Below are 22,133 nucleotides of genomic sequence, written 5' to 3'. Positions count from 1 at the left end.
TACCTTGCCTGTGATCACGCAGAACGCAGGACGTGAGTATTGAACACCTGCCCAGGGAGGTCGGCCATTGCACCTAAGTCGTATGCCAGGTCAAGACAGCAATAGTCGTCGGCCTGAAAACCAGTACGTCGGTAGATTCTCGATCCCAGTCTGCGCTGGGATGACGGATGTTTTAGCTGATACCACCGTCGTCCCAGCGCAGGCTGGGACCCAAAATAATGGGGTGGACTCCGGGCGGGACCCAACCCAAATTGCGCGACGATGGCCTCGACTAATGCATCCGTTTACGCCTTCCCCACCCCATACTGCCGAAGTTTGTTGGCAATGGTGGTATGCGAAACCCCCAACCGTTTCCCCAACTGCCGGCTACTGGGATGTTCCTGATACAGGCGTTCCAGCACGGCCTGCTCAAAGCGCCCGAGAATCGCGTCCAGCCCGCCCTCCAGGGAAAAATCCCCCAACGGCTGCGGCGCACCGTAATCCGGCAAACGGATATGTTCGGCCTTTACCAGCGCCCCATCGCACAACGACACGGCCTGAAACAACACGTTCTCCAACTGCCGCACATTGCCCGGCCAATGGTAGTGGCTCAGCCGCTCGAACGCCGGGGCTGCCAGCGCGGGCAATGGGCAACCAATCTGCCGGCTGGCCTGGTCCAGAAAATGTTCAGCCAACGGCATCAATCCATCCAGGCATTCGCGCAGCGGCGGAATATGCAGGCTCAGCACATTCAGGCGGTGATACAGGTCCTGGCGAAATTCACCCTTGGCGCACAGCTCCGACAGGTCAACCTGCGTGGCGCAAATCACCCGCACATCCAGGTACACCTCTTCATCACTGCCCACCCGGCGAAAGCAGCCGTCTTGCAGAAAGCGCAACAGCTTGGCCTGCAAACGCGGGCTCATTTCGCCGACGCCGTCGAGAAACAGCGTGCCGCCCGCCGTCAGCTCCAGCAGCCCCAACTTGCCTTCCGGCCGTGCCCCTTCAAAGGCCCCCGGGCCATAGCCGAACAGCTCGGTTTCGGCCATGGACTCCGGCAGCCCGGCACAGTTGAGGGCCATAAACGGCGACTGCCCACGCGGGCTGGCCAGGTGGCAGGCGCGGGCCAGCAACTCCTTGCCGGTGCCGGTTTCGCCCTCGATCAATAGCGGCGCATCCAACGGCGCCATCCGCCGCGCCTCGCGCACCACGGCCGCCAATACCCGTGAGCTCTGAAAAATGCTGTCGAAGCCGCGCAGCTCCTGTTTGCGCACATGGTAAATACGCTCGCCCACACGGTCCGCGCGGTGCAGGGTCAGTACCGCGCCGGCCATCGCATCGCTTTCTTCATGCTCGGTTTGCAGCGGGGCGATGTCAGCGAGAAACACATCGCCTTTGATCTTTACCCGCAGCCCGTTGATGCGTGATTTATTGGCGCGCACCAGCTCCGGCAAATCGAAGTCTTCGGCATAGCGCGCCAGCGGCAGGCCGGGCACCTCATCTACACGCACCCCCAACAACTGCGCCGCCGCGCGGTTGGCGGCGACGATGGAGCCGGCCATGTCGATGGACAACACCGGAAACTCCAATGCCCCCAGCAACGCGTTTAATTCCAGGTGCCGGCGCTCGCTGGGCATCAACCCCACGCGCTTGACGCCGAACACCCCGGCAATGGCTTCAAACTGCGGCCGCAACGATTGAAACTGCAGGTTGATCAGGTTTGGGCAATGCAGGTAGATGGCGTTGCCGTGCTCGCCGCCCACTTCACCACGGGCCACGTTAATGCCGTACTCGACGAGCAGGTTGAGGATGTCGCGCAGAATGCCGATCCGGTTCTGGCAATGCACTTTGATACGCATGACAGGCTCGCTTTTTTGTTGTTGTAGTCGCCGCCTGGGAAATATCTGACGATGCGGCGCAATTTTCGTAAAGGATAGTTTACGGTTTACTGCACCAGCAACACCGCCCGCTGCCCTTCGCGCCCAGCCGTCAGTATTTCGTTACGCAATGAGCGATTGCTTGGCCTTGGGCGCGCCTCTGGCAGGGCAGAAATCCTGCACGCCAGCGGTTATTGCTAGTCGTACATAACAACAACTCAAGAGAGGCGGCGATGAAGCAGTCGCACTACGTGGCGCGTGAACCGGATGGCAGCGGGTTTATCGATTACCCCGAGGCTGAGCATGCGGTGTGGCACACCCTGATCACCCGCCAGTTGAAGGTGATTGAATGCCGCGCCTGCGAGGAATATTTAAGCGGCATCGAGCAACTGGCCCTGCCGCTGGAACACATTCCCCAACTCGCCGATATCAACCGTGTATTGCAAGCCAGCACGGGGTGGCAGGTGGCGCGGGTGCCGGCGCTGATTCCGTTCCAAACCTTCTTCGAGCTGCTGGCCAGCAAGCGCTTTCCCGTCGCCACCTTTATTCGCACCCCGCAAGAACTCGACTACCTGCAAGAGCCGGATATCTTTCACGAGGTGTTTGGCCACTGCCCGCTGCTGACCAACCCCTGGTTCGCCGAATTCACCCACACTTACGGCAAGCTTGGCCTCGCTGCCAGCAAAGAGCAGCGCGTGTTTCTCGCCAGGCTGTACTGGATGACCATCGAATTCGGCCTGGTGGACACCCCGCAAGGCCGCAAGATTTACGGTGGCGGCATTCTTTCCTCGCCCAAGGAAACCCTCTACAGCTTGTCGCAAACGCCGGAACACCAGCCCTTCAACCCGGTGGAAGCCATGCGTACGCCGTACCGGATCGACATTCTGCAACCGCTGTACTTTGTGCTGCCCGACCTCAAGCGCCTGTTCGATCTCGCCCAGCAAGATGTGATGGCGATGGTTGCCCAGGCTGCGCAACTGGGTTTGCATGCGCCTAAATTCCCGCCCAAAGCGGCTTAATTTTTAAACCAGGAAGCCCCGATGACAGCCCTGAACCAAGCCCACTGCGAAGCCTGCAAAGCCGATGCACCGAAAGTGTCGGAAGAAGAACTGGCGGTCCTGCTCAAAGAGATTTCAGACTGGAATATCGAAGTGCGCGACGGCGTGCTGCAACTGGAGAAGGTCTACACCTTCAAAAACTTCAAACAGGCCCTGGCGTTCACCAACGCCGTGGGCGAAATCGCCGAAGCCCAAGGGCATCACCCCGGCATGTTGACCGAATGGGGCAAGGTAACGGTGACCTGGTGGAGCCATTCGATCAAAGGGCTGCACCGTAATGACTTCATCATGGCGGCGCGCACGGACCAGGTGCGTAACGCCTGACGGCGTTTGATCTCGGAGGGTGTGCTCCGCGCACCGTAGCGATTCTCCCGCTATCGCTTGGTGCGCATAGCACCCCCTACAAAAGCGCTTAGAAATCGACCTTGCCGCGTCCGGCCTTTATCGCCCCGCGCTGGCTTTTGCCTTCCAACCGCCGCTTCTTCGAGCCCAAGGTCGGCTTGGTCGGCCGGCGTTTCTTTTCCACTTTGCTGGCGGCCAGAATCAGTTCTTTCAGACGCTCAAGGGCATCGGCACGGTTCTGTTCCTGGGTGCGGTATTGCTGGGCCTTGATCACCACCACGCCATCGCTGGTAATCCGACTGTCGCGCCATTCCAGAAGCCGCTCTTTGTAGAACGGCGGCAAGGACGAAGCATTGATATCGAAGCGCAGGTGCACGGCGCTGGAGACTTTATTGACGTTCTGCCCACCCGCACCCTGAGCGCGGATGGCGCTCAGCTCGATATCGGCATCGGGCAGGTGGACGTTGTTGGAGATCACCAGCATGAAAGCACCCAGTCGTTGAAAAGGCGTTAGCGGGCCCGGGCCACTTTCACCCGGTAGCACGCCCACATAATCACCAGCCACACCGGAATCGCGTACACCGCCACGTTAATGCCTGGAATCAGCAGAATCACGCCAAGGATAAACAGCACAAACGCCAGGCACAGGTAGTTGCCGTAAGGGAAAATGAGAGCGCGGAAGGCAGTACGCACACCGCGCTGCTCCATGCGCTGGCGAAATTTCAGGTGTGAGCAACTGATCATGGCCCAGTTGATCATCAGCGCCGCCACCGACAGCGACATCAGCAGCTCCAAGGCATTTTTCGGCACCAGGTAGTTCACCACCACGGCCAGAAAGGTTAGCAACGCGGTGAGCAGCAACGCGTTCACCGGCACGCCGCGTTTATCCACCTTGGCAAACGCCTTGGGCGCATCGCCCTGCTCGGCCAGGCCCAGCAACATGCGGCCGTTGCAGTAGGTACCGCCGTTGTAAACCGACACGGCCGCCGTCAGCACCACAAAGTTGAGCAGGTGCGCAGCGGTGTTGCTGCCCAGCAAGGAAAACACCTGCACGAACGGACTGCCGCTGTAGGGGTCGCCGGCACTGTTGATATGCTCGAGCAGCACGTTCCAGGGCGTTAGCGAGAGCAACACCACCAGCGCGCCAACGTAGAAAATCAGGATGCGGTAGATCACCTGATTGATGGCTTTGGGGATCACGGTTTTCGGTTGGTCGGTCTCGGCGGCGGTGAAGCCGAGCATTTCCAGGCCGCCAAACGAAAACATGATAAAGGCCATGGCCATGACCAGACCGCTGATGCCGTTGGGGAAGAAACCGCCGTGCGCCCACAGGTTGGTGACCGTGGCCTGCTCGCCGCCAGCGCCGCTGAACAGCAGGTAGCAGCCGAGCACGATCATGCCGACGATGGCCACCACCTTGATCATGGCGAACCAGAATTCGGTCTCGCCAAACAGCTTTACGTTGGCCAGGTTCACGGCATTAACCAACACAAAAAACACCGCCGCCGACACCCAGGTCGGAATCTCCGGCCACCAGTAGTGAATGTATTTACCCACCGCCGTGAGCTCGGACATGCCCACCAGAATGTACAGAACCCAGCAGTTCCAGCCCGACAAAAAGCCGGCAAAGCCGCCCCAGTACGTGTGCGCAAAATGGCTAAAGGAGCCGGCCACCGGCTCTTCGACGATCATTTCACCGAGTTGACGCATGATCAGAAAGGCAATAAAGCCGCAAATGGCGTAGCCCAGAATCATCGACGGCCCGGCGCTTTTCAGCACCCCGGCCGAGCCGAGAAACAGGCCTGTACCGATGGCTCCGCCCAGGGCAATCAATTGGATATGGCGATTTTTCAGGCCGCGTTTGAGTTGGCCTGAGGCAAGACTGTCGTGCATGGAACGTCACCTGTAAGGCGTTTAGCTGTGACGGAATCGGACCCGCCGCACGTGTGGCGCAGCGGAATTACGCAAGGCAGGTGTAGCCAGCAAACGGCCTTGATGCGCTCGGGCGCGCTGGCGATATGGCCGCTGGCAGTGCTCGAACACAGCGAGAACGCGTGGGTACGTAAGGAGGTCACAGCTAAAACGGCGGGCATTGTACACCTGCGCCGCCCGGCAGGCTTCCCGTTAACCGGGTCGCTCGCCACGGGCAGTGCGACGATTGCCGTCGCCCTGCCCCGGCGCGTTGTCAGTCTGCGCTGATCACGCCACGACGAACCTGGTCTTCTTCAATCGACTCGAATAGCGCTTTGAAATTGCCCTCGCCAAAGCCCTGGTTGCCCTTGCGCTGGATGATTTCAAAGAAGATAGGACCGATCACCGTGTTAGTGAAAATCTGCAACAGAATGCCGTCGTCGTCCGGCGCCCCGTCGATCAGCAGGTTAAGTTCCTGCAACACGGCGGTGGGTTCGCTATGGCCGGCCACGCGCGTGTCGACCTTGGCGTAATAGGTGTCGGGCGTGGTCATGAAGTCCACCCCATTGGCGCGCAACTGGCGCACGGTGGAATAGATGTCGGCGCTGGCCAGGGCGATGTGTTGAATGCCTTCGCCGTGATACTCGCGGATAAATTCCTCGATCTGCGATTTGTCGTCGGCCGACTCATTGATGGGAATACGGATCTTGCCGCACGGCGCGGTCATGGCGCGCGACAGCAGGCCGGTGAGTTTGCCCTCGATATCGAAATAGCGAATCTCGCGGAAGTTGGCGATGCGCTCGTAAAAGCCCGACCACACATCCATCTGCCCACGGTTGACGTTGTGGGTCAGGTGGTCAATTTCAGTCAGGCCGACGGCATTGTCCTGCGGGGTGCGGCCGTCGATGTATTCGAAGTCGACGTCGTAGATGGTCTTGTCGCCGTAGCGGTCCACCAAATACAGCAGCGAGCCGCCGATGCCTTCCACACACGGAATATTCAGCTCGCCAAAGTTGGCGTGGCTACCCACCAGTTTCGCGCCCTGCGCCTCTACATAGGCGGCGGCTTGCGCGGCGTTCTGCACCCGGAAGGCCATGGCGCAGGCGCTGGGGCCATGTTTTAGACCGAACTCGCGAACATGGCCGGTGGGGCTGCCGTTGAGCACAAAGTTGATGTCGTTCTGCTGGAACAGAAACACTTCCTTGGACCGGTGCTTGGCGGTTTCGGTAAAGCCCATGGCGGTGAACAGTTCACGCAGCTGCTCAATGCCTTCGGGGGTTGGCGCGGTGTATTCGACGAACTCGAAGCCGTCGGTTCCAATCGGGTTGTGGGTTTCGATGGGGCTGGTGTTGAGAGCGTGTGCGGCGTTCATGGCGCCTCCCGGGTTTGTTGTTATGGGGGTTGGGGTCATAACAACCGGTGTGGGTAGGGGGAGCAAGGTGGGGAATCCGCTTGTGAAACGAGGGTGAGAGGTGGGTTGGCAATTAATCGTTACGGGGGTTTTGCTGCGGTCATTCCCGGCTACGCAGAACGTCTGCCCTCACCCCCAGCCCCTCTCCCGCAAGCGGGCGAGGGGAGCCTAAGCGCGTGCGGTCCACCCCCCTCTCCCCTCGTGGGAGAGGGTTGGGGTGAGGGGGTTGGTGCAGCCTGCGCGAATTAGCGGCCTGCGTAACGAAAACCTGCCACCCCGGCCCGATTCCTTGCCACCTACTCCGGCCCCGTAGCAGCGAGCTGGCTCCTACAAAAACACTGCCGGCACCGGCTCCCCATACGCGCTAAACCGCACTTCGTGACCAAACGGCAACGGCCTGGCAATCGCATACCCCTGGGCGTAATCCACTCCCACTTCGGCCAAGGCCTGCATGATTTCCGGGGTTTCCACAAACTCGGCGATGGTGAGCTTGCCCATCACATGGCCAATCTGATTGATGGATTCCACCATCGCCCGGTCAATCGGGTCTTCGAGCATGTCTTTGACGAAACTGCCGTCAATCTTCAGGTAATCCACCGGCAGGTGCTTGAGGTAGCCGAATGACGACATGCCCGCGCCAAAGTCATCGAGCGAAAAGCGGCAGCCCAGGCTCTTGAGCTCACCAATAAAGTGCATGGCGCTGCCCAGGTTGGCGATCGCGCTGGTTTCGGTAATTTCAAAACACACCTGCTGTGGCGGGATATTAAAACGGGCGAACTGCTCGCGCAGAAAACCCAGAAACGCCTGGTCGCCAAAGGTCGGGCCCGACAAGTTGATGGCGCAGGTGGCAATCGGGTCGCTGTCAGCGGCGGCCTGGCGCTGGGCCAATACGCTGAAGGCATGGCTGACCACCCAGCGGTCAATCAGCGGCATCAGGCCGTAACGTTCGGCAGCGGGAATAAAGCGAATGGGCGGCACCAGTTGGCCGTCTTCGTCGCGCAGGCGCAGCAGCAGTTCCAGGTGTGCGCCCTGCCCGTGCGCAGCGGCTACCGGGGCGATCTGCTGGTAGTAGAGGCAGAAACGTCCTCTTCCAGGGCGGCGTGTATCCGTTGCACCCAGGCCATTTCACCGAAGCGGTTGGACATTTCCGAGTCGTCGCTCTGGTACACCTGCACACGGTTGCGGCCTTTTTCCTTGGCCATGTAGCAGGCCATATCGGCCGAGCGCAGGGCCTCGGCCAGGCTCGTGCGCGACTGCGCCAGGCTCACCAGCCCGATGCTTACGCCAATGTTGAAATTGCGCCCATCCCAAGCGAAATGCAGCTCTTGCACCGTCAGGCGCAGCAACTCGGCAATGCGCGCAGCGGGGGCCGCCGGGCAGTTTTCCAGCAGGATGCCAAATTCGTCTCCGCCCAGGCGCGCCAGGGTATCGCCGTCGCGCAGGTGCTCTTGCAGCAAAACGCAAATCTGCCGTAGCAACTGATCGCCCGCCGCATGCCCGCACGTGTCATTCACCACCTTGAATTGGTCGAGGTCCAGAAACATCAAGGCGTGTTGGCCGGGATGGGTGTCCAGCCGGGCCAGCGCACTTTCCAGGCGCTGCTCGAACTCGCGGCGGTTGACCAGGCCGGTCAAGGCATCATGGGAGGCCTGCCACGACAAGGTGTCGATGTACTGGCGCTCGCGGGTCATGTCGTGCAACACCAGCACCGCGCCGGCCACTCGCCCGGCAATGCGAATCGGCGCGCCCACCAGGGCCACGGCCACCTTGCTGCCGTCCAGGCGCACCACCTGCTGGGCGTGGGCACTGCCACCGATTTCGCCGGCCAGAATGCGCTCCACCAACGACGCGTCGGGCAATTGGCTGTCGCTGTCTTGCAGGTGAAACAACGCGGCGAGCGAGCGCCCGCGGGCGTGGTCGAAGCGGCACAGAATCAGGTCCTCGGCGGCCGGGTTGAGGTATTCCACGCGGCCCTGGCTGTCGGTACGAATCACGGCATCGCCAATCGAGGCCAGCGTGGTCTGCGCGCGTTCTTTCTCCGCCCGCAGCGCGAGGTCAAACGCTTCGCGCTGCTGCACCAGCTTTAACGTACGTAAGGTAGCCAGCCCGATCAGCACTACCGCCGCCAGCACATTGGCACCGAGCAGCAGACGCTGGATAAAACGCGAGCCCTCGCCCAGGGTGTCGGAGAAGGCTTTTTCCACCGGGGTGACCTGCACATTGATGGTGTAAATCTGCTGCTTCCACGCCTCCAGTTCTGCCGCCGTGGCCTTGCCGCTGCCAATGCGCTGGTGCATCTGGTTGGCCAGGTCTTCGAGCGCCAGCACAAACTGGTCGCCCACCTGCCAATGGCCGATGGCGCGTTTGAGGTAACTGAATTCGCCGAAATCGCGGTACAGCCAGATCAGCCCGGGAATGTCCTGCGGGTGCGTGCCGCCGCGTAAAAAACCTTCATAGGCGGCGCGGTAATCGGGGTTGGGTAGGTCCATGGCCAGGCGTGCGGCATGGTCGCCCAGGGGAATGGCGATGGCATTCTGGTAAGCGCGGTAATCGGCTTCATCCAGGGTGTCGGCGTATAGATGCAGGTAGGAGATGGCGTCCTTCTGGCCCTTGGACCACAGGCTTTCACCCGTCACATAGGCACGCACCGAAGACAGCACTTCCAGGCTGATGCCCGCCAGCAGCGCCTGCAGCACGACAATGGCGATAAAAGGCCACACCAACACGAACAGGCGACGTTTGTCCCGCATTCGAAGTGCCCCGCACAATCCTTATGAAGCGAAAGCGCTTCAAGCGCTCGCGTGTCCCCCAACCGCCCGCATAGGCGAGGCAGTTTTTGCAGCATAGAAGCAAACCGGGAAAGTTGCGCAAGGCGCGTGGTCAGCGGCGTACCGGCGGTTTCTTGCGCAGCGGCGTGAGCAGTTCACCGAGCCCGTTGTGGTCGATCTCCTGCATCAGTTGCAGCAGCTGACCGATCTCGCCCTTGGGAAAACCTTCGCGGGCAAACCAATTGAGGTAAGGCCCTGGCAAATCCGCAATCAGCCGGCCCTTGTACTTGCCATAGGGCATCTCGCGGGTGACTAGCAGCAGAAGGTCTTCGGGTTTCATGGCAGGCCTTGGGGCAATTGCTTGGCAAGGCCGTAGGGTAAGAGATCAGGGTCAAAAACTCGAGGCTGAAGCCTCTCCTGCACGGATGGAGGTATCTGTAGGAGAGGCTTTAGCCTCGATTCCTGGAAAAGGTAATGTATCCGCGCAAAAAAAACGGGAGCCCAAACGGGCTCCCGCACTTAAATCAGTGACTAAGGTCTGGTGCCACACACCTCGAAGCGGCGCCACCAAACTACAACCTCACCTGCGTTCCGAAGAAACGCGGCGGCAGTCTGGCAAATATGGCCGACACAATCCGTGTCGCTTTGTTGCCGTTATGAAAAGAAATGTAAACGCCAACACCCGCTGGCCCCCCGTGCGCCGACGCGGCAGAATGCCGCCATGCTAACTTATCCTCTCCCCGCCTGCTGCACCCCGCTCTCCGATCACTGGCCTTTGCCGCAGCCGCTGGCCAATACCCGCTTTATCAGCACTGAGTTCAACCCGGCCCAGCTGGCGCCTGATGACTTTCAACGCAGCCAGATTGCGCCCGCCCATGGCGTGGCCAAGCGCCAGGCCGAGTTTCTCGCCGGCCGCGTGTGTGCGCGCGAAGCACTGAGGCGGTTGAACGGCGGCGATGTAGTGCCCGCCGTCGGCGCCGACCGTGCGCCGCAATGGCCAGCCGGTATCAGCGGCTCCATTACCCACGGCAAAAACTGGGCGGCGGCGATTGTGGCCAACAGCGGCGACTGGCGCGGCCTGGGGCTGGACGTGGAAAACCTGCTGAGCACCGACCGCGCCAAGCGCCTGCAAGGGGAAATTCTCACTCCCGTGGAGCTGCGCCGCGCCAGCCTGCTGGACCTGGAGCAACTGGCGCTGCTGGTGACGCTGACGTTTTCGCTGAAGGAAAGCCTGTTCAAAGCGCTGTACCCGCTGACGCTCAAGCGCTTCTATTTCGAGCATGCCGAAGTGTTGGAGTGGAGCACGGACGGCACGGCGCGGCTGCGGTTGTTGACCGACTTGTCGGCTGAGTGGAAAAGCGGCAGTGAACTTGAGGGGCAGTTCGGACAATTTGATGGGCGTTTGCTAAGCCTGATCGCCGTCGCGTAGGGCGAATATCGCAAAGCGATATCCGCCTATGCACGATTGCCCGCGCGAGGGCGGATACCCGCAAGCGGGCATGGGCCCTACAACCCTTCCGGCATCGGTGGAACACCGGCGCCGATGATCAGGCTGTACGCCATCCACGTCGCTACGCCGATATACAGCAACCGTGGCAACCAGGTGAGCAAGGTATCTTGCTGGTTGGCCAGGGTCTGGCTCTCGCGGGTCGCGTAGGCCAATAGCGTTTGCGCCAACGTGCCGCTCGCCTCGCCTGTGTGCACCAGGTTCATCAGCTGTGGCCGGCCTAGAAAGCCCATCGGCGCCATGGCTTGGGACAGGGCCTCGCCCGCCAGCACCCGCTGCTGCATGGCGCTGAACTCACGGCGCAACGCGTGGTTACTCACGCTCGCCGCTGCCTTGGGCAACGCTTCGAACATCGGCATGCCCGCCTCCAGCATCAAGCCTAGGCTTTCGAAATAGTCCCGCGTATTGCGCCGCGAATAGGCACTGCCCAACAGCGGCACCTGCAGCATCCAGGCGTCCGCGGCGGTTGCGTTCAGCGGCGCCGGCTTTTCCAGGCGTCTCAGCAGCGTCTTGCCCAGCCACCCCGCCATCATCAGCCCCAGCAGCGGATACGCCACGCCCCAGCAATACTCGGCAACGCTCAGCGTACCCGCCACCAGTTCCGGCAACGGTTGCACCAGCAGGCCGAGCAGCAACACGCCAAGCGGCATCAGCAACCGCGAGCGCAGGGTTTTGATTTGTTGGGCGCGCACGCTGTAGCTGTCGGCCAGGCGCTGGTACACCCGCGCCGGGCTGCCGGCCGATTGCGCGGCACGCACCAGCGCGACCTCCAACGGGGAAAACAAAGCAGACGCCAGCCCTGCGCTGGCCACGTCGGTGCCTTGGTTCAGCAGGCGCGCGGCCACTTCGATGCGCTTTTGCGTCGGCGGGCTTATTTGCAGGGTTTTAAAGGCGGACGCCACCGGCATTCCCGCGTTTTCCAGAGCGGCCAGTTGGCTGAATAGCAGAGCGCGTTCAGCGTAAGGCAGGGGTTTGTGGCGAGTGGAGGCCATCGAGAGTTCCGGGAGTGCGCTTAAGTGGGAGTGCGCTGTACGCACCTTATGGAAATACCAGCAATCGCGGGGCCTTAGAGCGAATATCGAAATGCGATAAGCGCCGCTGCTCGATTGCCCGCGTAACGGCCGATACCCGCAAGCGGGTATTCGCCCTACTGTTTACGCGGCCACACCAGGCTAAAGCACGCACCACCCAACGCTTCACTGCGGCTGATCTGCGCCCGCCCGCCGTGCCAGTAAATAATGCGCCGCACAATCGACAAGCCCAGCCCGTGCCCGCCCGAGGCGCGGGTGCGGCTGTCGTCCAGGCGTAGAAACGGGGTAAACAGCCGCTCCCACTCGGCCTCGGGAATACCGGGGCCATCGTCTTCCACGTCCAGCCGGCAACGCTTCAAGCCCACCTGATAACTCAAGCGCACCCGCGACTCGGCGTGGCGCATGGCGTTGCTCACCAGGTTCTGCAGGGCGCGGTGCAGGTAGCGCCATTCGGCTTCCACCAGCGCGCCGCTGCCGTCCACGGCGGGAATACTCGGCCCCCGCTCCACACGCACGCCAGGGCGCAGCGGGGCCAGCTCGTCGATCACCTGGTCGAGCAAGGCGTCGAGGTCGATGGGCTGGAAATTCAGCGCCGGCGCGCCTTGCTCCAGGCGGGCGTAGGTGAGCATTTCGTCCACCAGCTTATCCAGGTCCTGGATATCGCCGTCCATGCCGTCCATGTACTTGCGCCGCGCCGCATCGGTTTGCGCATCGCCGATCATTTCCAGGCCAAACCGCAAGCGCGCCACCGGCGTGCGCAGCTCGTGGCTGACGGCACGCACCATCTCGCGTTGAATGGTCAGCGAGCGCTGCAGGTGTTCGGCCATGGCGTTGAAGGCCGCGGCCAGGCGCCCGACCGAATCGGCGCCGCCGCCCGGCACGCGAGATTCCAGCTTGCCAAGGGCAATACGGGTGGCGGTTTCTTCCAGGCCCAACAGGCGCTGTTCCAACTGGCGCACTAGCAGGTACACGATCAGGCCGATCAGGCTCAGGGCAATAACCCCGATCAACACCAACAGCTGCGGCGGATAGGGGTTCATCTGGTACAGCGGGCCGATTTCCAGCACCCAAGGCGTGCCGGTGACGCCGGAGAATACATGGATGGAATCGCCCTCCTTGCCCAGCGCCATCACCGTGTCGCCCTCGTCGATACGGCGGCGCTGGTCGTCGTCCAGCTCCGCGTCCTGCGGCTTGACCAGGCGCAGGTTGAAGCCGAACTCCTTGGAGGCCGCCAGCGCTTGCAGGCGTTGGGGTTGCTCGGCAATGGGGAAGCGAATGAGTTCGTCGATCAGCAGGTACACGGTGGCGCGAGCCAGTTGCTCGCTGATTTGCTGCACCTCACCCACCAGCACCAGTTGCTCGGTGTCGCTCATCAGGCCGTACACCTTGGCGGCATGCGGGCCGGTTTGTTCCACCAGCACCTGACCATCGAGCAGGCGATTGCGCGCACGGCTGTCCAACTGTTGCCCGGCCAGCGGCTCCAGCGCCAGGGGAATGCCCAGCAAGCGGCCCCATACCACCACGGCGCGGCGGCGCTCCACCGGGGTCATGGCGGCGAGGTTGTCGGTCATCAAACTGAAGGTGCCGCGCGCCAGGCGCTCGCGGTATTGGTCACTGCGCACTTCGTTGAGCAAATGCAGGCTCAGCACGCCCAGCAGCGCCACCAGCACGAAGGCCGTCAGCATGCCGCCATAGATGCGCAGGAAAATCGAGTTCATCTACCGGGCGTCCCGTTGTTCTTCTTTATATAGAGAGGTTTAGCTGGCCAGCGCTTCGGCCGCTTCGGCCACAAACAGATAACCTTTGCTGCGCACGGTCTTGATCAGGCGCGGGTGCATCGGATCGTCACCGATTTTGGGGCGAATACGGGAGATGCGCACATCGATGGAACGGTCCAGGCCGTCGTACTCAATGCCGCGCAAGGCGGTAAAGATCTCCTCACGCGAGAGAATGCGTCCGGCATTGGAGGCCAGCAGCCAGAGCAAATCGAATTCGGCGCTGGTGAGTTCGATGCTCTGCTCACGCAACCAGGCTTCGCGCATGGCGCTGTCGATAACGAGCACGCCGTATTCCAGACGGCGCTGGTTATCCACAGGGGCGGCCTCGCTAACGCCTTCGCTGCGGCGCAACAGTGCCCGAATTCGGGCCAGCAACACGCGCGGGCGCACCGGTTTGCACACGTAATCGTCGGCGCCCATCTCTAGGCCCAGGACCTGGTCCATGTCATCGCTGCGGGCAGTGAGCATCAGAATCGGGCCGTGGTAACTGGGGCGAACCTTGCGGCAGATGGACAAGCCGTCTTCACCGGGCAGCATAAGGTCGAGTACTACCAGATCGGGTTGGTCACGCAGAATGCGCGCCGCCGCCTTGGCGCCATCCGATTCGATAGCCACCTTCAAGCCATTGCTTTGCAGGTACTCACGCGTCAGCTCGGCCAGACGCTCGTCGTCTTCGACAATAAGGATTTGCCAGGCTTCTTGCTCCACCACTGTCTCCTACTGCTTGGGCCGTGACCGGAAAGGGCGGCATTGTATATCGCCAAACCAACGCCGGGCTGTTGTAGGAGCGAGCTTGCTCGCGAATTGGCCGGAACCGAAACCGCATCTGGGCCGCCATTCGCCAGCAAGCTGGCTCCTACGAATTGGTGTTTTGCCAGGCCCTCGCGAACTGCACACCCCATGCCAAGGCTGCAACAAAAAACACAACATGTAGTGGTAAGGTGCAAAAGCGCAAAGTAGGACCACTCCTACATTTGCACTCGTTTCGTCAGCGACGAGTGGTGCAAATCAAGCAATCCCAGTGACCGCGCGGGCTAAGCCCAGTTACCCCAAAGTAACCCACAGCTTTATCCACAGGCTGTGTGTAACAGTCGTCTTGCAATGCGTCGGTGACCGCTCTATCTTGTATCCCCATCGCGCCAAACACCTATATGTAGGGTTTTGGCAGCCGACCGGGCACTACTAGAATGAAACGCCCCGGCCCCTTCGCAGGCCACCACCGGTCGCACAAAATGCTCTTTAATTCCCCATTCGCCGCCTCGGTGGCGAATTTGAAAACTGGCCCGGAAAATGCGTGACGAACGGCCAGCTTTCGGTGTAACGCCACCAGGCAAGCACCACTAGGTATTGTGGTTACGTTTTAACCAACGAACTGTAACTTTTTGAGCCATGGAAGCGCTTGAGCCTTACCCAACACCCTGCTGTAAGACCTTGCTGCCAGCCCTTCGCTGCTTGATAGGCGCTGTGTGCAGGGCATTTGGATGGTCGAATTAGTGGTTCTAGAAACACCTGGTACATAGCAAACAATGGAATGAACGGCGTCCACACGCGGTGTCCAAACTTAGATAAATGCAGAACACGGAGACTTCAATGCAGACCGACCTCTCTCGCGAGAACCCCCAGGCCGTAGCGCCTCAAGTGCCTGATACCACCCAGGACCTGAACGCCACCGCCCCAGGCCAACTGCGCGTGATCAAACGTAACGGCACCGTGGTGCCGTACACCGATGACAAAATCACCGTAGCCATCACCAAGGCCTTTCTCGCAGTTGAGGGCGGCACCGCTGCCGCTTCGTCGCGCATTCACGAGACCGTTGCCCGCCTGACCGAACAGGTCAGCGCCACCTTCAAGCGCCGCATGCCATCGGGCGGCACTATTCACATCGAAGAAATCCAGGACCAGGTTGAACTGGCCCTGATGCGTGCCGGCGAGCAGAAAGTGGCCCGCGACTACGTCATCTACCGCGACGCCCGCACCAAAGAGCGCGCCGTACGTGGCAGCAACGAGCCGGCCCAGCCGCACCCAAGCATCCGCGTTACCCACAGCGACGGCAGCGTTACGCCGCTGGACCTGGGCCGCCTGAACACCATCGTGACCGAAGCCTGCGAAGGCCTGGCTGAAGTCGACGGCGACCTGATCCAACGCGAAACCCTGAAAAACCTCTACGACGGCGTAGCGCAGAGCGACGTCAACACCGCCCTGGTGATGACCGCCCGTACCCTGGTAGAGCGCGAGCCGAACTACTCCTACGTGACCGCGCGCCTGTTGATGGACAACATCCGCGCCGAAGGCCTGGGCTTCCTCGGTGTCGCCACCAGCGCCACCCACCACGAGATGGTAGACCTGTACGCCAAAGCGCTGCCGGCCTACATCGAAAAAGGCATCGAGTTCGAACTGCTGAACCCCGTACTGCGTGACTTCGACCTGGAAAAACTGGGCAAAGCCATAAACCACGAGCGCGACCAGCAATTCACCTACCTGGGCCTGCAAACCCTGTACGACCGCTACTTCATTCACAAAGACGGCATCCGGTTCGAACTGCCGCAAGTGTTCTTCATGCGCGTGGCCATGGGCCTGGCGATTGAAGAGAAGCAGAAAGAAGACCGCGCGATCGAGTTCTACAACCTGCTGTCCTCGTTCGACTACATGAGCTCCACCCCTACCCTGTTCAACGCCGGTACCCTGCGTGCACAGCTCTCCTCTTGCTACCTGACCACCGTGCCGGACGACCTGGGCGGCATCTACGACGCCATCCGCGACAACGCCCTGCTGAGCAAATTCGCCGGCGGCCTGGGTAACGACTGGACGCCAGTTCGGTCGCTGGGCGCCTACATCAAAGGCACCAACGGCAAATCGCAAGGCGTTGTGCCCTTCCTCAAGGTGGTCAACGACACCGCCGTAGCGGTAAACCAGGGCGGCAAGCGCAAAGGCGCGGTATGTGCCTACCTGGAAACCTGGCACATGGACATCGAAGAGTTCATCGAGCTGCGTAAAAACACCGGTGACGACCGTCGCCGCACCCACGACATGAACACCGCCAACTGGATTCCAGACCTGTTCATGAAGCGCGTATTCGACGACGGCCCATGGACCCTGTTCTCGCCAAGCGAAGTGCCAGACCTGCACGACCTGACCGGTAAAGCCTTCGAAGAGCGCTACGAGTACTACGAAGCCCTGACCCAATACGGCGGCAAGATCAAACTGTTCAAGACCATCCAAGCCAAAGACCTGTGGCGCAAGATGCTGTCCATGTTGTTTGAAACCGGCCACCCATGGCTGACCTTCAAAGACCCCTGCAACCTGCGCAGCCCGCAGCAGCACGTGGGCGTGGTTCACAGCTCCAACCTGTGCACCGAGATCACCTTGAACACCAACAAGGACGAGATCGCCGTTTGCAACCTGGGCTCCATCAACCTGCCGAACCACATCGTCGACGGCAAGCTGGACCTGGCCAAACTGCAACGCACCGTGAACACCGCCGTCCGCATGCTCGATAACGTTATCGACATCAACTACTACTCGGTGCCACAAGCGCGTAACTCGAACTTCAAACACCGCCCCGTGGGCCTGGGCATCATGGGCTTCCAGGACGCCTTGTACCTGCAGCACATTCCGTACGGCTCCGACGCTGCCGTGCAATTTGCCGACAGCTCGATGGAAGCGGTGAGCTACTACGCCATTCAAGCCTCGTGCGACCTGGCTGATGAGCGTGGCGCCTACGAAACCTTCCAGGGCTCGCTGTGGAGCAAAGGCATTCTGCCGCTCGACTCGCAGCAGATCCTGATCGAGCAACGTGGCCAGAAATACATCGACGTCGACCTCGCCGAAAGCCTGGACTGGGCGCCGGTACGTGCCCGCGTGCAGAAAGGTATTCGTAACTCCAACATCATGGCCATCGCACCGACCGCCACCATCGCCAACATCACTGGCGTGTCGCAGTCGATCGAACCGACCTACCAGAACCTGTACGTGAAATCGAACCTCTCGGGCGAATTCACCGTGATCAACCCGTACCTGGTTCGCGACCTCAAAGCCCGCGGCCTGTGGGACTCGGTCATGATCAACGACCTGAAGTACTACGACGGTTCGGTACAGCAGATCGAGCGTATTCCGCAGGAACTCAAAGACCTCTACGCCACCGCGTTTGAAGTCGACACCAAGTGGATCGTGGACGCCGCCAGCCGTCGCCAGAAATGGATCGACCAGGCCCAGTCCCTGAACCTGTACATCGCTGGCGCCAGCGGCAAGAAACTGGACGTGACCTACCGCATGGCTTGGTACCGTGGCCTGAAAACCACCTACTACCTCCGTGCCCTGGCCGCCACCAGCACCGAAAAATCCACCATCAACACCGGCAAGCTGAACGCCGTGTCGAGCGGCGGCGGCGAAAGCCAAAGCGCAGCACCGGCCCAGTCGGCAGCGCCAGCCCCACAAGCCGGCCCAGCTCCGGTGCCGAAGGCTTGCGCGATTGATGAGCCGGATTGCGAGGCTTGCCAATAAGCACCACCCAAAACCGGGCCCCTAGGGGCTCGGTTTCGTAGGGTGCGCTGTGCGCACCAGCGTTTCCCCGGGAACCGCAACGGTGCGCGAAGCACACCCTACGAACAGCACCACCGTGCGCCCCCTCCCCCCCCGGGAGAGGGCTGGGGTGAGGGGAAAGCCCCAACGCAAATCCCCAAGAACAATCCAAACCAACCCGGCAACCCATCGCCGAGCTGGATAAAACCAAAGGTCAGTCATTGCTTTGTGTGCACGAGCAGCGAACTAGACTGGAAACTCACACGGCCGCCCGCCCAAGGCGCACGGCCTAGAAGCGGGAGCAAAGACACCATGCTGAGCTGGGACGAATTCGACAAAGAAGACGGCGCCGAAACGGCCGCCGCCACCACCACTGCCACCGTTAACGACATGAGCCTGGACAAGCTCAACCAGGTCGGCGGCAACGCAGCCCTGGAAGCACGCGCGGTAGATGCCAGCGACTCCGACGCCGTCGCCCGCGCCAAAAGCGCCCTGAACGACCTCGACATCCAGGAAGGCCTCGACGACCTGGCCGGCACCAGCGCCCGCGTACACGTGGGCGACAAGCAAATGATCAACGCCCGTGCCGACCTCAACCAACTCGTACCCTTCAAGTACGACTGGGCCTGGCAGAAATACCTCGACGGCTGCGCCAACCACTGGATGCCGCAAGAAGTAAACATGAACGCCGACATCGCCCTGTGGAAGAGCAATGACGGCCTGAGCGAAGACGAGCGCCGCATCGTCATGCGCAACCTCGGCTTCTTCTCCACCGCCGACTCCCTCGTTGCCAACAACCTTGTGCTGGCCGTGTACCGTTTGATCACCAACCCTGAATGCCGCCAGTACATCCTGCGCCAGGCCTTCGAAGAGGCGATCCACACCCACGCCTACCAATACTGCATCGAATCGCTGGGCATGGACGAAGGCGAGATCTTCAACATGTACCACGAGATTCCATCGGTCGCTAAAAAGGCCAGCTGGGGTCTTAAATACACCCGCTCCATCTCCGACCCGAAATTCGAAACCGGCACCCCGGAAACCGACCGTCAATTCCTGCGCAACCTGATCGCCTACTACTGCGTACTGGAAGGCATCTTCTTCTACTGCGGCTTCACCCAGATTCTCTCCATGGGCCGCCGCAACAAAATGACCGGTACCGCCGAGCAGTTCCAATACATCCTGCGCGACGAAAGCATGCACCTGAACTTCGGCATCGACGTGATCAACCAGATCAAAATCGAAAACCCACACCTGTGGGATGCCCAGATGAAAGACGAAGCCACCCAGATGATTCTTCAGGGCACCCAACTGGAAATCGAATACGCCCGCGACACTATGCCTCGCGGCGTACTGGGCATGAACGCAGCGATGATGGAGGACTACCTCAAATTCATCGCCAACCGTCGCCTGTCGCAGATTGGTTTGAAAGAGGAATACCCAGGTACCACTAACCCGTTCCCATGGATGAGCGAGATCATGGACTTGAAGAAAGAGAAGAACTTCTTTGAGACGCGCGTGATTGAGTATCAGACTGGCGGGGCGTTGAGCTGGGATTGACAGTTCGCTACGCTGAAAAACCTACGTCATTTGGCGTAGGTTTTTTTTCGTCTGCGTACTTGCCTGGTTATCCGCCGTAGTACTTCGCCTTATATGGACAAACCGTAAGACACCCAAACGAAATTCCCCGCATTACACCCCCTCCCCGTAGCCGATAGCACCCTCCCATTCGGCGCTTTGAAGCTCTGCTCCTCAGAAGCATCTGATTTATCCGAAATCGCCTTGGAGCCAAGGTGGTGTCCAGCTATTCGCCGTCTCTCTTCTGCTGCTGACCAGGCACCAAGCGTGTCGCCGTCAACGAGCGAAGAAGCGGTGAATGCTCCCCATGGCTCAGGATTTCAAAAATGAATACGTCCTTCCCATCGCGCTTTGTACGTAGCCCGCAGAGGCCTGCCGAGATTGGAAATCGACCTGCCCCCCATCGAGGGCTATCCCAATGACGGAAGGTTTTTTCATTGGCAAGGGCGATAAAACCACCTGCGGTGGGGAGGTGCTGGATGGCGATGCCAGGGTCAATATGTTCGGCATCCTGCATGCCCGCGAAGGTGATCGGGTTTCGTGTGGCAAGGACGGGAAAATCTATCAAGTCTCCGGCGGCGTTCCGTTTATAGATAGCCACGGCAAGTTGATGGCCGGCACGCTGGATAGCTGGAGCACTTGCCCCTGTAATGCCCGGCTGATCGCCTCGGTGTACGGCGCCAGCTACTACAAGGAAGACCCGGCGCCGCCGGCGAGTGGAACATTTGCACAACCAACTTCTTCAACAGCGGCGAGCACTCCAGCAACACCACAGCAGTCCGCTTTCAGGCCTTCGGGCGTGCCGGCTTCGGCCGCATATACCGGCGTTGAGCCTCAGGAGCCAGGCTTTATGTTGTGCCAAAAAGCATGAGCCGCCAGGCGTTGGAGGCCACGCTTTTTCCGCAGCCCGACCCGGCGGTGATGCGCAAATTCAACGCGCTTAATCCTTGGGTCAGCGAGCTTAAGGCTGGCTCAATGGTTGTGTTGAGTGATCCTAACAACACCTCCTGTACGTATCAGGAAGCGCTATTGATGCAGGCAGCCGAGCAGGTTAACGAGGCCCTGGAGCCTCTGACTCCCGCAGAAGCTGAGTTTCTATTTAGTCACGGCGCCGAAATCGCAAGGTTCACCGGCCACACTTCAACTTGGCTTGGTGTTAGCGCAGCGGTGATGGAAACGCACCTGACAAATCTACGTGACACATTGCAGGCTATCGAACGCCTGCATCAAGACACCTACCGCCAGCACGGCAACCTTAAAACGCCGCAGTTCTTAGCTAAACGCAAGCTCCTGCTTGACCAGTTGGATGCCCACCTACTGAACTCCACTCGGCTGCGCGGCTACACCAGCCTGGGCGATCATCCCAAACTGAAAACCAATCTCGGTATTTCTAGCAAAAGCCTGGTGCATAACTGGAATAAAGTCGGTGCACCGGGGCAGATACCGGGATATGCCACGCACGTGAACGGATTGAGTCGTGCGGCTAAGTACATGGCGGCGGGTGGTTACATCGGAATTGGTATTGGCGGGGTGTCGTCGTTGCTGGCTATTAAAGAAGTGTGTGGCGGTGATTCGGGGGCGGCGTGTGAGAAGGTAAAGCTCACTGAAAGCGGGAAGTTTGGAGGAGCAACGGCTGGTGGAATGGTAGGCGCCCGCGTGGCCGCATCCGCCGCCGCACCAATCTGTTTAGCACTTGGTGTCTCAACATTTGTTGTTGGAGGCATTGCGTGCGTCGCGGCGGTAGTGGGTACAGGCGCATGGGTGGGTTCGAGCTTCGGCGGCATCGGTGGTGAATACATGGGTGAAAAAATATATGAAGCCAAACATCCATGAGCAGTATCGATAACTTGCCCGTCTGGCTTGCAATCGTTGTTGCCGGCGGTCCTATTCTGCTGGGGTTCATAGGTATTGCATACAGCCTATACCTGAGTCGTTGCCACTTGGATGCAATGATGGCCGCGCTTAAAAACAGTCGTTATAGCTACACTTGGGGCCCAATATTGCGCGAGCAAGGTTGGATGGGGTCGATGTTGGTCGTAGCACAAATCACCGGAATGATTTTGATGCCAAAGCCATCAATCCGCATAGGTGATCTGCACCCTAAGGACCTTGAAAACTTTCCTTCAAATCTCAGGTGTCTGCTCAAAATCGACGCAGCGATAATGCTGAGTTGTTTCGTGTGGATGGTGATCGTAGGGACGCTGCTGAAGTTTAAATAATAAAGCTAGTAGGCGAAGTACTTGGTGGGAGGAAGCAACGGGCAGTGTCGCAGGCGAGGAAATTGGCGAAAGCACTTGCTCACTACAATGCCGCGGTGATTAAGATCAGAGCGTTGCGCTGACGTAAAAATGCCATGCCCTCATAGGCGCGTTCCA

General features: G+C 60.2%; 16 protein-coding genes and 1 pseudogene. 8 read left to right on the top strand and 9 right to left on the bottom strand.

The window, feature by feature from the left end; translation table 11 throughout:
- Positions 1-284: 284 nt before the first annotated feature.
- Entirely contained in the window at positions 285-1,838 is a 1,554-nt protein-coding gene (locus PKE98_RS12360; RefSeq protein ID WP_271195596.1) for a sigma-54-dependent transcriptional regulator, read from the bottom strand.
- A gap of 251 nt (positions 1,839-2,089) precedes the next feature.
- On the opposite strand from PKE98_RS12360, the gene phhA reads away from it, so the two are divergent.
- Together phhA and PKE98_RS12350 are read left to right on the top strand one after the other, a co-directional pair.
- On the top strand, positions 2,090-2,875 hold the full coding sequence (phhA, locus tag PKE98_RS12355; protein WP_271195595.1) for a phenylalanine 4-monooxygenase: 786 nt from the start codon (positions 2,090-2,092) through the stop codon (positions 2,873-2,875).
- Positions 2,876-2,896: 21 nt separating this feature from the next.
- Positions 2,897-3,238, top strand: a complete 342-nt coding sequence (locus tag PKE98_RS12350; RefSeq protein ID WP_271195594.1) for a 4a-hydroxytetrahydrobiopterin dehydratase — start codon at positions 2,897-2,899, stop codon at positions 3,236-3,238.
- 88 nt (positions 3,239-3,326) lie between these two features.
- Here the strand turns inward: PKE98_RS12350 and arfB are convergent, their stop codons facing one another.
- The 5 genes and pseudogenes from arfB to PKE98_RS12320 all read right to left on the bottom strand — a co-directional run bounded on the left by arfB (position 3,327) and on the right by PKE98_RS12320 (position 9,686).
- Positions 3,327-3,740, bottom strand: a complete 414-nt coding sequence (gene arfB / locus PKE98_RS12345; protein WP_271195593.1) for an alternative ribosome rescue aminoacyl-tRNA hydrolase ArfB — start codon at positions 3,738-3,740, stop codon at positions 3,327-3,329.
- A 26-nt stretch (positions 3,741-3,766) separates the two neighbouring features.
- Positions 3,767-5,149, bottom strand: coding sequence for an amino acid permease (locus PKE98_RS12340; protein WP_271195592.1), 1,383 nt, complete (start codon positions 5,147-5,149; stop codon positions 3,767-3,769).
- Between the two features lie 292 nt (positions 5,150-5,441).
- Positions 5,442-6,539, bottom strand: coding sequence for a 4-hydroxyphenylpyruvate dioxygenase (gene hppD, locus PKE98_RS12330; protein ID WP_271195591.1), 1,098 nt, complete (start codon positions 6,537-6,539; stop codon positions 5,442-5,444).
- 366 nt (positions 6,540-6,905) lie between these two features.
- A pseudogene (locus tag PKE98_RS12325) lies at positions 6,906-9,328 on the bottom strand (EAL domain-containing protein).
- 130 nt (positions 9,329-9,458) lie between these two features.
- Positions 9,459-9,686: a DUF3820 family protein gene (locus tag PKE98_RS12320; RefSeq protein ID WP_271195590.1), complete on the bottom strand. Its 228-nt coding sequence runs from the start codon at positions 9,684-9,686 to the stop codon at positions 9,459-9,461.
- A 381-nt stretch (positions 9,687-10,067) separates the two neighbouring features.
- Here PKE98_RS12320 and PKE98_RS12315 point away from each other — a divergent pair, with 381 nt between their 5' ends.
- Positions 10,068-10,775 (top strand): 4'-phosphopantetheinyl transferase family protein, encoded by a 708-nt coding sequence (locus PKE98_RS12315; RefSeq protein WP_271195589.1) that lies wholly within the window; start codon positions 10,068-10,070, stop codon positions 10,773-10,775.
- Between the two features lie 77 nt (positions 10,776-10,852).
- On the opposite strand, the gene PKE98_RS12310 is transcribed toward PKE98_RS12315, so the two are convergent.
- The 3 genes from PKE98_RS12310 to PKE98_RS12300 all read right to left on the bottom strand — a co-directional run bounded on the left by PKE98_RS12310 (position 10,853) and on the right by PKE98_RS12300 (position 14,370).
- Positions 10,853-11,845: a type II secretion system F family protein gene (locus PKE98_RS12310; protein WP_271195588.1), complete on the bottom strand. Its 993-nt coding sequence runs from the start codon at positions 11,843-11,845 to the stop codon at positions 10,853-10,855.
- 155 nt (positions 11,846-12,000) lie between these two features.
- Positions 12,001-13,602 carry an ATP-binding protein gene (locus PKE98_RS12305; RefSeq protein ID WP_271195587.1) on the bottom strand — a complete coding sequence of 534 codons (1,602 nt, stop codon included), beginning with the start codon at positions 13,600-13,602 and terminating at the stop codon, positions 12,001-12,003.
- A gap of 39 nt (positions 13,603-13,641) precedes the next feature.
- Positions 13,642-14,370 carry a response regulator gene (locus PKE98_RS12300; RefSeq protein ID WP_271195586.1) on the bottom strand — a complete coding sequence of 243 codons (729 nt, stop codon included), beginning with the start codon at positions 14,368-14,370 and terminating at the stop codon, positions 13,642-13,644.
- 882 nt (positions 14,371-15,252) lie between these two features.
- On the opposite strand from PKE98_RS12300, the gene PKE98_RS12295 reads away from it, so the two are divergent.
- The 5 genes from PKE98_RS12295 (at position 15,253) to PKE98_RS12275 (ending at position 21,977) form a co-directional block, all read left to right on the top strand.
- Positions 15,253-18,162 (top strand): ribonucleoside-diphosphate reductase subunit alpha, encoded by a 2,910-nt coding sequence (locus PKE98_RS12295; protein WP_271195585.1) that lies wholly within the window; start codon positions 15,253-15,255, stop codon positions 18,160-18,162.
- A gap of 330 nt (positions 18,163-18,492) precedes the next feature.
- Positions 18,493-19,740, top strand: coding sequence for a ribonucleotide-diphosphate reductase subunit beta (locus PKE98_RS12290; RefSeq protein ID WP_271195584.1), 1,248 nt, complete (start codon positions 18,493-18,495; stop codon positions 19,738-19,740).
- A gap of 436 nt (positions 19,741-20,176) precedes the next feature.
- Entirely contained in the window at positions 20,177-20,629 is a 453-nt protein-coding gene (locus PKE98_RS12285) for a PAAR domain-containing protein (protein ID WP_271195583.1), read from the top strand.
- On the top strand, positions 20,626-21,591 hold the full coding sequence (locus tag PKE98_RS12280; RefSeq protein ID WP_271195582.1) for a hypothetical protein: 966 nt from the start codon (positions 20,626-20,628) through the stop codon (positions 21,589-21,591). The genes PKE98_RS12285 and PKE98_RS12280 overlap by 4 nt, the downstream gene beginning before the upstream one ends.
- Positions 21,588-21,977: a hypothetical protein gene (locus PKE98_RS12275; RefSeq protein WP_271195581.1), complete on the top strand. Its 390-nt coding sequence runs from the start codon at positions 21,588-21,590 to the stop codon at positions 21,975-21,977. Before PKE98_RS12280 ends, PKE98_RS12275 begins: the two co-directional genes overlap by 4 nt.
- The last annotated feature ends 156 nt before the right edge of the window (positions 21,978-22,133 follow it).

This window comes from Pseudomonas turukhanskensis, from assembly GCF_027922365.1.
Classification (GTDB): domain Bacteria; phylum Pseudomonadota; class Gammaproteobacteria; order Pseudomonadales; family Pseudomonadaceae; genus Aquipseudomonas; species Aquipseudomonas turukhanskensis.
Note: the sequence above shows the minus strand (reverse complement) of the source record. Positions and strands in the feature narration are given on the sequence as shown.